The sequence below is a fragment of the Nocardia sp. X0981 genome (assembly GCF_977089955.1).
The window spans coordinates 4,320,885-4,333,635 of record NZ_OZ372435.1; the positions used below are offsets into that span (position 1 = coordinate 4,320,885).

Sequence of the window (12,751 nt, forward strand, 5' to 3'; positions counted from 1 at the left end):
CGGGCCGCCCACGGCGGACCCGGCGCGCTCACCACCACAGGGCAGTGCCGCTGGTCAATTCACTGTCGCGAGGACGATCTCCAGCGCTTTGCGCATATCCTCGGCCTCGATCCGCATCAGCTGGTCGGCGTCGAGTTCGGCCAGCGCGTGCAGGTCGTCGGCACGGCCGTAGGCCAAGCGGAATTCGCGCTCCTCCTCGGCGGCTTCGATGATGTTGCGGACGAACCGCCCGTTGCCGGCGACGTCGATTCCGCGGTGTGTCGCGCCACCCGGGTCGGTACGTTCCTGCTCGTAGAGCGCGGTGCACGCCTCGACCACCAGGGCGAGCGCCTCTTCCGAGACGGTGGAGTCCCTTCTCCGGGCGATCGTCTCACCGATACGGCCCAGTTCGTCCGGTGTGTAGGAATCGAATTTGATGCGTTTGGCGAAACGTGAGGCCAGTCCGTCGTTGGAGGCGAGGAAGCGCTCGATCTCCCGGTCGTAGCCGGCGATGATGACCACCAGCCGGTCTCGATCGTTCTCCATCCGTGCGAGCAGGGTGTCGATGGCCTCCTGCCCGAAAGCATCGCCGCCGGACAACCCGGTTTGGATCAGGGTGTATGCCTCGTCGATGAACAGCACCCCGTCCATCGCGCTGTCGATCAGCGCCGAGGTCTTGATCGCGGTGCTACCCAGGTGCTGCCCCACGAAATCGCGCCGGGTGGCCTCGACGACTTTGTCGGTCTTCAACAACCCCAGGCCACAGTAGATCTTCGCGACGACCCGCGCCACGGTGGTCTTACCTGTACCCGGTGGGCCGGTAAAAGCCAGGTGCTGGCCCCGTGGGGCGCTGGCGAGGCCTTTCTCGGCCCGCACCTTCGCCAGAGCGGCTGTCGACTGCAACTTCGCGACCTGGGTTTTCACGGCGTCCAGACCGATCTGTTCGGAGAGTTCGGCCCGTGCTTCGGCCAGAATGTTGCGCGCACGGTGCTCGTAGGCCCGGCGCTCGATATGGTCCTTGGAGGGTGCGGATTTCGGGTCCCAGCGGTCCACGCGGCTATCGATCTGTTCCCGGCTGGTGATCGTGAGGCGGAACGCCGGGTCGCGTAATGCCGCGGCGTTGGCCGCGAAATCGGGTGTCTCCGAGTAGACCTGTTCGAACAGGTGCCGTGCTTCGTCTTCCTGACCCTGTTCGCGGAGGCACAGCCCACGGCAGTACATGGCAGCGGTGCGGGCCGCGGGCACCGGGCCCGCTTCCGCCATCTCCAGCCGGCGGACAGCCTCTCCGAAAAGGCCGAGCTGGGCACATGCGGACCCGACCATGACATGGGCACCTGCGGCCATATAGGGATCATCCCAGTCCGCGGACCCCGCCAGCACGGTCATCACATCGGACCACCGTTGCGTCGTGTAGTGGAGGTGTGCGCGTACGTAGGCGCAGGCTCGGCTGTCGATCCGGTTCTCCGCACCGGCCGGTTGCGCCGCGCGGTGCCGGTCCAGCTGATCCAGCACTCGCTCGGCCTCGTCGTACTCACCGTCGGTGACCAACTGGTTCGCCTGGGCCAGCCAGATCTCGACATAGGTGGCCAGCGGATAGTCGATATAGGCACCGATGACGAAGCGGCCCGCCAACTCTCGTGGCCGCAGACCCAGCCTGCGCTGTTCGCGGAACAGGGCGGTGGTGCTGGTGCGGTGCAGGTTGAACAGGACCTCGCGGGTCACCTCGCCCGCCGCGGCGCGGCCCAGCCACGCATCACACATGTCCGGATCCCATTCCGTGGCCCGTTTGAACGCTCTCCTCGCGTAATCGAGATCGCGCGTCGATTCCCGCCCGTCCACGACGAGTCCCAAGGAAAGGACGCCCGCGTCGAAGACTTGCTGCACCTGTCGGATGCTGGACATTCTCGGATCTCTCCTGCGTTTTTCCGCTGTATGAGAACAGTACTGAGACAGGCACGGACACCTCCCGATGGTGGGAAATGAGAGCGGTTACGGGTGGTCCGGGGCCTACGTAGGTAATCCGCTACCTAGGTGCCGCAGTGGGATTGCCGATGCGCATCGCATGCCGCTGTTTCCAGAATCGTCGGGTCGGATGAGTGAACGAGGGCAGGGTTGCGATGAGGGATGGGTCGAAGCGGCCGCGGCGTCCACCGTGTGCCGACAATCCGCAGCGATGGGATCTGGACGCCGGCAAACCGGGCGAATGGCGGGAATCGGTGCGGATATGCGCGCGCTGTCCGCTACGGGACGCGTGTGCTCGCCGGGCAGCCGCCTTGATCGACGAGGGCTATTCGCCGAAAAGTATGATCTGGGCGGGCGTGGGCTACGATTCGGAGGGGCGGTCCGTAGCGGATCTGGATGTGTACCGCAGCAGCCCGCCGTCGTTGCCGGGGCGCGCGGTCGCGGTCCGGACCAACCGGAAATGGGTGCACGTGGAGGCGGTGTCCCAGGACACAGAGCCGCACAACGATACCGGGCAGCCGCCGGTGCGACGCCCGCGCCGAATCATCGTGCGTCGCGGATCGCCGCTGGACGGAGCGGGGGCGGAAAAGGTCTCGTGACCGTGGTGCGGGAATACTGCCCCGGCAGGCGGTGAACGCGGTCGAACAGGGTTTCTTCGCAGAGCAGCGGTCTTTCCGGGAGAAGTTGTCGGCTCGTGGGTCCACGCGGCCGGCCTCGGCAGGTTCCGTGAGCGAGCGCGGTGCCGGCCGCCCACCGAAGCGGACGGCCGACGAGGTCGGCTGCGGTACGACCGGGAGGATCCGGCGCGGTCGCGCAGGGGAACGAAGCCCGGATACGATGATCTCGGACTCGGGTTGTACCAGGGCGTGTCTACTCCGAGCCGAGACGGAGGGGATGTGTCAGGGCCACTGCCACGCGGAGACCGGCGTCCCCTGGTGGGGCGCGTTGCCGAGCTGGGCGCGCTCGTCGAGGCGATGACGATCGCCGAGGACGGCGGGAGCGCCGCGGTATCGCTGGCGGGGGAGCCCGGAATCGGCAAGACCCGGCTGCTGGAGGCCGCCTGCGAGATCGCACGAGAACGTGGTCACCAGGTTCTGGCCGGGCGATCGACCGAACTCGAGCGGGAGATTCCCTACTCGGTGATCTCCGCGGTACTCGACGATCCGGTGTCCTCGCTGGCCGAATCGGAGCTGCGCGCCCTGGTGCCGGAGGATCTGGCCGCACTGGGCCGGCTCTTCCCGGCGCTGCACCGATCGGCTGCTCCCGCCTCGGCCGAGACGACCATCGAGCGGCGGCGGTGCCAGCACGGTGTGCGATCGGTGCTGCAACTGCTGACCATGCGCGCGCCGACCGTGCTGGCCTTCGATGATCTGCATTGGGCCGATCACGCCTCGCTCGAAATTCTCGCGTATCTTCTCCGCGGCACGGTGCCGAACTGCCTGCTGATTCTCACGCATCGGACCACGCAACTCCCGGCCGCCCATGTCGGTGCGCTCAGCCGTGCGTCCCGCGACGGAATACTGTCCGCATTGGCGCTGGGCCCCCTGTCGCTCGCGGAGACCGCCGAACTACTGGGCGACGACGTGCACAGCCATACCTTGTCGGAGCTCCATCACGAATGCGGTGGTAATCCCTTCTACGTACAAGAACTCGCTCGTGCCAGACGTGCCGGCGGGGACTGTGCCGCGCCCCGCCGTGACGGGTACGGACGCAAGGTCCCGCCCCTCGTCCAGGCGACCTTGGAACAGGAGATCCGGGCGATGTCACCGGCGGCGCAGCGCCTGCTGCACGCCGCCGCCGTGCTCGGAGAACCGTTCGACGTGGACCTCGCGGCGGAGATCAGTGCTCTGTCCGGCCGGGAGGCGGCGACGGCGATCGACGAGCTGGTGGCGACACAGTTGGTGCAGGCGACCCGGGTGAGCGGCCGGCTGATGTTCCGGCATCCGTTGATCCGGCGCGCGGTCTACGAACAGATCGGTTACGGGACGCGGCGCGAAGTCCACCACAGCGCAGCGGTCGTACTGGCCGCGCGGGGCGCCGATCTGTCGATCCGCGCCCACCACCTTGAGCGCAGCAGCACTGTAGGCGATGAGGCGACGATAGCGGTTCTGTCCGAGGCGGGAAAAGCAGCGGCGGCACGTGCGCCGCTCAGTGCCGCACGCTGGTTCCGGGCGGCGTTGCGCCTGCTGCCCGCCGAGGCCACGAACGCGCGAAGACGTGAGTTGATGATCGCTCTCTCCGAAGCACTCAATTCGTGTGGCCGACTGCGTGAGAGCCGGGAAGTGCTCGATCGGGCGCTCGCCGAGTTCGCCGACGACGCACCCCACGCGGATCGCGCGCGGATGATGGTGATGCTCGCGGTGACCGAACAGGGCTTGGGGCACCCGGTGGAAGGGCATCGTTTGTTGTCGGCCGCCTTGGAGCTGGTGGACCCCCACGGCGTCGAAGCCGCCTCGTATCGGCTGGAACTGGCGAAAAGCCACATGCTATGCGGTAACTGGGACGACGCGATGACCATCGCGACCGAGTTGATGCAGGCTGCGCGGTCCCGCACCGATCGCCGCCTCCACTTGCTCGCGACCGCGGCCAATGCCTATATGGCGACCACGCACCTGGATTCCCGGCTCCAGCTGGGTCTGGACTATCTCGACGAGGCCGTACGCCACCTGAGCAAGCTCTCCGACCGGGAGATCGCGCCCGAGTTGCTCAGCGGCTACACCGATGTGGCGTTCGCCGAGGTTAATTTCGAACGGTGGTCCGATGCCGTGGAGCACGCTGATCGAGGGATCAGGATGTGCCGGGAGACAGGATACGGCCGGCATATGATCGACCTCCTGCACTTGCAGGCGGTGGCGTTGCTGGTCCAGGGAAAGCTCGGACGGGCTCTCGTGGTCATCGATGACGCGGTGGAAACAGCTCTGCTGTTGGACAATCCGCCGATGGTGGCCATGACGGAAGCGACTCGCTGCTGGGTGCTGTCCGTGCTCGGCCGGCACGAAGAAGCTCTCGCCACGGGTGCTCGCGCCACCGAGATCGCGGCCGCGGCGCCACAAGGTGTCAATTCCCATCATCCACCTCTGACCTACGGCGCGGCTCTGATCACCGTGGGTGACTACGCGCGCGGGCGAGACCAGATCGCGACCCGAGGCGGATACGGAGACCTCGACACGGTGAGCCCGACAACACTGTCCTACTGGCTACGCCATCTGGCGGACGCCGAACTGGAACTGGGTGATCTCGACGCCGCGGAGAAGGTGGTGCGGCGTTTGGAAGCGCTCTCCGACGCCACACCGATGATGCCCATGCGCGCCGGGGACGCTCGATACGCGCGGTCCCGCATCGAATTCGAACAGGGCAGAGCGCGGTCGGCGGCGGCTTTCGCGCAGGAATCGGTGCGGCATTACGAGAAGAGCGGGACGCCGATCGATGCCGCGCAGGGACGCCTGTTGGTGGGGCGTATCTTCGCGAGTTCCGGCGAGACCGCCGCCGCTCGACGGGAAATCGATGGTGCGCTGGCGGTATCGAATGCGCACGGCGCGGCCCATATGGCCGCCCGGGCGCGCGAAGCGCTGGCTCGGCTCGGCGGCACCTCCGCGGAACCGGACCGCGCACCTGTCTCGGCCTTCGACGGCCTCACCGACCGGCAGCAGGAGATCGTCAGCCGGGTGGTCCGCGGGCTCACGAATCGGCAGATCGCCGAGGAGCTGTTCGTCAGCGAAAAGACCGTGGAGGCCCACCTTTCGCGAGTGTTCGCCAAACTGAACGTCTCCTCGCGCGCGGCACTGGCCGCGTCCGCCGCTGTCGAGTACGCGCGCCGGTCCTGACCCCCAGCTCGCTCACCTGCCGGAAGCACGGCCGGAGCAGTCCCTCGACCGATGCGGCGCGAAGCGCGTGGTACCACGATGGCCGGGACGGCTCGGCAGTCGAACTGTCACCCGGGAACGAGTTCCGGTGGGCGATTCGGTCGCACCGTTCCCGAATCGTCGAAAGTCAGACCCATGTATAGGGTTTCCCCTACTTGCCGAAAGAGGAACCGTCGGATTGAATATCGAAGCTAGATGGTTGTTACTCGGGAGTTGTCATGAATACGCGGTATCGACGAATCGGATGCTTTCACCCGGTGCGCCGGCCGGAATTCTCGATCCGGGTACCGAACCTCGGGTGAGGATAATTTTCGAAAAGGTATCAACCGATTCGATCGGTTCCGGGAATTCATTCCGGTGGAGACCTGCGGAATGAGTGTCAACCGCCTTTACGGCGAACTCTGAACCGCGCCGGGGTGCTGTGCCCGGAGCCGTTTGCCGTCGAATCACCGAGTATTTTTGCGGAGGGTGTTGTGCAGAGCCGTGCGGGGCGGGGCGCGCGCGAGTTCGTGGGCCGGGAAACGGAATTGCGTAAGCTGGTGGACCTGCTGCGCAAGGGCGTGCGGATGGTCACGCTGACCGGCCCCGGCGGGGTGGGGAAAACCAGGCTCGCCGAACGGGCGCTGGATGAATCGCCGGGTCTCTCGGAGCGCACTGTGTATTGGTCGCGGTTGGCGGGGGTGGCCCGGAACAGCGATATCGATACCGTTGCGGCACATGTTCTTTCGTCGGTATCGGCCGTATCCTGCTCCGGGCGTCCGCCCGGGGCGGAGTTGGCGCGGATCCTGACCGCGGCGAGCGATGAGCGTGTGGTGCTGGTGCTCGACAGCTGCGAGCATGTTCTGACCGGGGTATCGGCCCTGGCGGCGGAATTGATCGATGGCGTGCCGGCGCTCACGATCATCGCGACGAGCAGGGAGAACGTGGGCTGGGTGGACGAGTACCTCGTCGCGGTTCCGCCGCTGTCCACGCCCCACGCTGTGGAGGTCTTGCGCAGGCGTGCCGAACGGCTCGGACGCCCACTGCGCGACGACCCCACCGAGCACGCCGTCGCGGCCCGCATATGCCATGCGGTGGAGAACAATCCCTTGTTCATCCGCTTGGCCGCCGCGCGGTTGCGGCATCTGCCGCCGGCCGGGGTACTGGGAGAACTGACCGGCGCCGACGACGATAGGCGATTACGGTGGCCCCATGGCCCCGTGGCGGGCACGGACCCGCGTCATCTGGGTGTCCGCGACACGATCGCCTGGTCTTATCAGCTCTGCGATGAGCCGGAGCGGGCGCTGCTGGAACGGATGTCGGTGTTCGCGGCCGGTGCCGACGAGGCCGCGGGAGTTCCCGGGGAAACGGGCGGCGGTGTGGAGGCGGCCGGTATCGCCGCTGTCTGTTCCGGCGACGGGGTGCTCGCCGTGGACCAGGTGCCGCGACTGCTGGAACAGTTGGCGGACAAGTCCCTGGTCGGCATGTGTATCACCGCCACCGCGGTGCGGTACCACCTGACGAGTAGCGTACGACTGTTCGCGTGGGAACGATTGTCCTCGGAAGACCCGGATCGAGCGGCCGGGCTGCGCCGCAGGCATCGCCGATACCATCGCGACGGCCTGCGCACCGTGCGGGCCACCGGAAAAGGGCCGCACGGGCGAGAGGGAATGTCCTGGGTTCGTACCGCGATGGGCGATATCGTCAGCGCCGTCGAAACCGGCCTGTCCGATCCGGCCGAGGCGGTGATCGGACTCGAGATCGCCACCACGCTGGTGTCCGTGCTGTCGCCGGTGGAGAAAACGTCGGCGGATACCGCGTTCACGTCTGCCTGGGCGGAATCGGCATCGGCGCTGGCGGCGGGAAACTACGACCTGGCGCGCGAATCGCTGCGGCGGTTGGCGCCGGACCCCGGGTACCCCGGCGACGACTACGCCGGCTCCGCCTCTCCGCCGGAGTGGTCACGGTGGAGCGAGCTCACACCGGCCGAATCCGAGGTTGCCCTCCTGGCAGTGGCCGGATGGTCCAATCGTGAGATCGCGATGCGCCGCGGTGCGTCGGTGCGGACGGTGGACGCGCAACTGGCGGCCATCCGGCACAAATTGATGATCGCTTCCCGAGCCGAGATCGCGCGGCATATGCCCAGGGAAGCCGTACCACGGGTGCGGCGAGAATCCACCGCGCGTCTGCGCGCGTGACCGCCGGTGCCCCGGAACCGGTGCCCCGGGGCTCCACCGGTCGCCGTCACGACGAATGAACGGGAAAGGTCGTTCGTGCGGACGCCGTTTCCCGCCCGGCGGAAGGCGGGAGGGTGAAGGTCACCGGGGTCCGCGCGAGGTTCGGGGGAACGTGCCGTGCTATCTCGTGGCGGGAGCGGATGCGCAACTTGCGGAGAATGGATGCCATATGGGTGTCGATGGTGCGGGTCGAGTTGTGCCGCCGCCGGGCAATGGCGGAATTGGACCAGCCCGCGGCCGCCAGCACGGCGATGTCCTGCTCGGTGGCGGTCAGACCCTGCCAGTGGGGGGTGCCGTCGCCGTCGGTGGCGGCCGGCCCGGTATCGATGCTCAGCGCGCCGAGGGCCAACTGCTGCACTTCGAAGAGCTCGGGACGCAGCCGCGTGCCGCGCCGCTCGGCGATGTCGTAACCCGTGTCACCGAGTACCGCGCGCGCGGTGGCGATCGCGGCGTCGGTTTCCGCCCGCAGCGGTCCACGCCCGACCACGGAGTAGCCGAGACTGCGTGATTGGGTTTCGGCGCCACCCGCGAGATGCGCGATCTCCTCGGCCGTCGCGACGCGCCGGCTGTCGTCGAGGTCGCCCGGTCCCGCGTCGGTGAGGGTGCGAGCCAGCGCCCACATCCGGATGTGGACCCCCCACAGCACATCCCATTGATGTCCGATCGCGAGCCGATTCGCCATCACGATCCGGCCGATGGCCATGGACTCGGCGGGGCGTCCGAGCCGGGTCAGCGCGATCGACAGATGGAGCTCGGCGCAGGTCACGCTGTTCATCGAACCATTGGCGGCACTGATGCGGAGATTGTCCGCCGCAAGCTGGGCGCCGCGTCGCGGGGAGCCGAGCAGGCTCTCGGCGATGGACTCGATACTTCGCGCCATGAAGGCGTTGAAGGCATCTCCCGCTGCTTCGAACTTACAGCGCGCGCGGTTCAGCAACGGGAGGGACCGCGAGTCACTGTGCACGTTCAGCAGAACCGTACCGCAGACGAACTCGACCACAGCCGGTAGCCCGAAGTCGATCTCCGGCTGCTGTCGCCACGGCGGCACGGTGCCATCCGGTACACAGGCACGAACGCATTCGTCGGCCGACCGGTCGGCCGCGTCCTGTGTGTTCTGGACAGCGAGTAGCCAGGCCAGCTGCGTCGAAGCCGCGATATCGAGTTCGGTGTACGGACCCCCGCGCGCTCTGCTCCGCGTGAGCGCCTGCTCGGTCCAGTACTGGATCTGCCGCGTCACACCGAGGATGTAAGGAACGTGGATGGCCGTGAGACCGAGAGCCATGGTGAGCGCGGTATCGGTATCGCCGGCGGCGAGGCTGTTGTCGATGGCGATGGCGATATCCGGCCATGCGTCGCGGGCCCACTCCACCGTGGTGAACTCGGCTGGACCATAAGCGGATCGTTGAGCGGTGACGAGCTCGTCGCGGTAGTGGCTGCGGTGGCGCGCCGCGAGTCGCGCCGTCTCACCGGGCCGGGCGTCGAGCCGGCTCCGGGCGTAGACGCGGATGCTCTCCAGAAGGAAGTAACGGGCGGAATCAGCGGTGAAGTGGGTCGAGACCAGGGATCGTTCGGCAAGCTTCTCCAGGAGGGAAGGGATTTCCTCGGCCGGAAGATCGTCCGGGTCGGCACAGACGGCGACGATATAGCCGATGGCGACGCCATGGTGCGGACCGGTCACGCCGATGCGGGACCGGTGGCTGCTCGCATACCCGTCGTGGCTGGACGCGAAGATCGAAAGCCGTTGCAGCAGCAGTTGTTCCTTTTCCCCGGCGAGGTCGTAGGACCAGGCGATGGCATCGCCCATCTCGGTATGCCGCGGGTCGAGACCGGTCCGCGCTCCGGTCCGCCAGCGCAGGCGACCGTCGTTGTGGTCGCCGGTGAGCTCGTGCAGGACGTGGACAGGTGGGTGATGGCGTAGTCGCGCGGCGGCGAGCCGGATATGTAGCGGATGGTGATCGACCTTCTCGCAGATGGTCTCGGCGGTGGCATCGTCGATGGTGCGCCCGATGCGTTCGGCGTGATGGCGCAGGAGCGTCAGCGATTCGGAGCCCGTCAGCGGCGGCACCGGAACCAGCGCCTCCTCGGGTAACCCCAGCCGTTCCTGGCTGGTCGCCAGGATCGTCAGCCCCGGCACCGCTTCGGTCTGCGCCGACACATGCTCGACCGCGGCGGCCAACACATGTTCGCAATTGTCGAGGACGAGGACAGGGTGCATCCCGCTGGCAGCGAGCTGGGACAAGGTGTCGGTGATGGCCCGGGACAGATGCCGGTCCGAGGCCACCGCGCCACAGACGGCGGAGGCGATTTCACGTTCCACGGCGTCGCTGTCGCTACCGGGAGTCAGGCGGGACAGCGTCACCCAGAACACACGAGCGGCGGGATCGTCGTCGAGCTCGCGGGCAGCCTCGAGAGCCAGGCGGGTCTTGCCGATACCGCCGCCGCCGACCAGCGTGATCAGTTCGACCCGTTCGGCCAGCAGCGCTCTGATCCGCACGAGTTCCGGGTCACGGCCCACGAAGGAATCCGCTGTGGGGGTGTATCCGAGCCTGCCGCGCCCGTTCTTGTCGATCATGATTCGAGGAGCTTAAAACCAAGGAACTGTGCCGACAAGCCGGTGCCGAGCCGGACTCCACGCCGACCGGTCGCGATCCGAAATGAATACGCCGGGGCAAGAAGACCGTGTTTCCACGGTATGCGTTCAGTGCGGCCGAATTCATCGCTGGGAAGTGTCCTTGGTCCGCGGGCTTAACTTTTCCTCGAGAGAACGTGTACCCACCGATCGAGGAGTCGTAATGGACGCTGTCACTGTGCCCGGAAAATCGCCGCGACGAGAATGGCCGTTCATCGGTCACGGTATGCAGTTGCAGCGTAGGCCTCTGGAATTCCTGGCCGAGTTGCACGCGCTGCCCGATCCGATTGTTCGCATCCGGCTGGGCCGCGAAGAGGCCTATGTGGTGACCACCCCGGAACTGCTCGGTTCGCTGCTGCGCGGAAAGATCTCCCAGAGTGTGGAGAAGGGCGCGTTCTTCGATGCCATGCGGGTGGTGCTCGGCGAGGGAATCGTTGTCTCGGCCGAACCGAAACATATGCGTCATCGCCGGTTGATGGCACCGGGGTTCCATCGTGAACGAGTCGCGGGATATGTCGACATCATGGCCGACAGTACGGCGAGCATGATCGATACATGGCAGGACGGACAACGGATCGAACTGGATCGGGAGCTGCGTGGGCTGGCCATGCGGATCGTGGCGCGAGCGTTGTTCTCCAGTGAGATCGCCGATGACCTCGTGAACGAGTCACTGCGGGCGTTCCCCATCATCGTCGCCGAACTACCGAAACGGACGATGATGCCCTGGCTGGCGCGGCTGCCGCTGCGTAACCGGGCCTTCGACGCAGCGGTCCGGCGATTGTTCACCGTGGTCGATCGGATCATCGCGGAGTACCGGGCCCGGGAGGAGGATCACCACGATCTCGTGTCGATGCTGATCGCCGCCCGCTTCGACGACGGCACCGGGCTCAGCGACCAGGAAATCCGAGACGAAGTCATGACGATGTTCGCGGCGGGTTACGAAACCGTCTCGAACACCTTGGCTTTCGCCTTTCACGAACTCGGGCAGCGGAGCGATATCCGCGACCGACTGGAGCGTGAAGCGGCCGAGGTATTGGGCGGCGGGCCGGTGTGTGCGGACAATGTCCGCGAACTCGTCTTCACCGAGAAGGTCGTCACCGAGACACTGCGCCGCTACTGCCCGCCCTGGCTCGGTATGCGCGAGACCACGGCCGAGATCGAACTCGGCGGCGTGGCCATCCCGGAGGGAGCAACGATCATCTACTCCAACTACGCGCTGCACAACGACCCGAAGTATTTCGCGGAGCCGGCGACCTTCGACCCGGACCGGTGGACCCCGGAGTACCGTAAGGCGGTGACCCGCAGCGGGGCGTTCCAACCTTTCGGCATCGGCAACCGCAACTGCATCGGCGAGCCCTTCGCGTGGTTGGAGGCGATGACGATCCTGGCCACGGTGGTCGCACGAGTCCGGCTGGAGCCGGTGGCCGGGGTGGCAGCGCGCGAGGTCGCGGCGGCCACTGTGCAACTCGATCGATTGCCGATGACCGTGCATCCCCGCGTACCCGCCGACCGCGCCTGTTCGATCGGAGCCTGAGCGGGACTGTCCCCGCGGACTCGAGCGAGGGAGTCCGACTCGGCATACCCCGGATAGTGAGGTTTCACGGATTATGTGCCGTTATGACCTCAACGGCCCACCCACCGAGGGGGCCGGCGACGAGTGGTGATCTGGTTCGTAGCCACCGACATCACCGAACTCGGATTTGTCGTCGGCGCAGTGTGTGAGCGTAGTGGTCGAGTGCCCCCGGGAGTAGATCGTGGAGATTCCCCAGCTGCTATTTGTTGGACAAATATTCTGCTCCGGCATTTCCGCAGGTCGGGGCGTAGGGGACACGTCGCCGGAGACATGAGCACGAGCTTGCCGCTCCTGCTCGTGTCCGGTCGCATGTTCCTCGGGGCACGTGCTCTCCTACCGGTGATCGTTGTATGGAACAGGTTCCATACAGTACGTAAAGCCTGTAGTCGATCGCGGTGCGATGACCTGTTCCCAAGCTGCTCCTCGGATGCAATAATGCAGGAGGGCAGCTGCCAATCGGAAGAATGCAGAACTATACCTCCAGGGTAGGCGCGGCATACCGCACCTACCGTAATGCGAGAGTGTGATT

General features: G+C 66.5%; 6 protein-coding genes. 4 read left to right on the forward strand and 2 right to left on the reverse strand.

The features are described from left to right. Positions 1-54: 54 nt before the first annotated feature. Positions 55-1,881 (reverse strand): type VII secretion AAA-ATPase EccA, encoded by a 1,827-nt coding sequence (gene eccA / locus ACYR7D_RS19115; protein ID WP_459545893.1) that lies wholly within the window; start codon positions 1,879-1,881, stop codon positions 55-57. A gap of 215 nt (positions 1,882-2,096) precedes the next feature. On the opposite strand from eccA, the gene ACYR7D_RS19120 reads away from it, so the two are divergent. From ACYR7D_RS19120 to ACYR7D_RS19130, 3 genes are all read left to right on the forward strand, one after another. Then, entirely contained in the window at positions 2,097-2,540 is a 444-nt protein-coding gene (locus ACYR7D_RS19120; protein WP_459545894.1) for a hypothetical protein, read from the forward strand. Between the two features lie 297 nt (positions 2,541-2,837). Beyond that, the gene (locus ACYR7D_RS19125; protein WP_459545895.1) at positions 2,838-5,765 is read left to right on the forward strand and encodes an AAA family ATPase; all 2,928 of its coding nucleotides are present in this window, start codon (positions 2,838-2,840) and stop codon (positions 5,763-5,765) included. 512 nt (positions 5,766-6,277) lie between these two features. Continuing rightward, on the forward strand, positions 6,278-7,981 hold the full coding sequence (locus tag ACYR7D_RS19130) for an ATP-binding protein (protein WP_459545896.1): 1,704 nt from the start codon (positions 6,278-6,280) through the stop codon (positions 7,979-7,981). Between the two features lie 46 nt (positions 7,982-8,027). Here the strand turns inward: ACYR7D_RS19130 and ACYR7D_RS19135 are convergent, their stop codons facing one another. Continuing rightward, positions 8,028-10,592, reverse strand: coding sequence for a LuxR C-terminal-related transcriptional regulator (locus ACYR7D_RS19135; RefSeq protein ID WP_459545897.1), 2,565 nt, complete (start codon positions 10,590-10,592; stop codon positions 8,028-8,030). 220 nt (positions 10,593-10,812) lie between these two features. On the opposite strand from ACYR7D_RS19135, the gene ACYR7D_RS19140 reads away from it, so the two are divergent. Next, positions 10,813-12,183, forward strand: coding sequence for a cytochrome P450 (locus ACYR7D_RS19140; protein WP_459545898.1), 1,371 nt, complete (start codon positions 10,813-10,815; stop codon positions 12,181-12,183). The last annotated feature ends 568 nt before the right edge of the window (positions 12,184-12,751 follow it).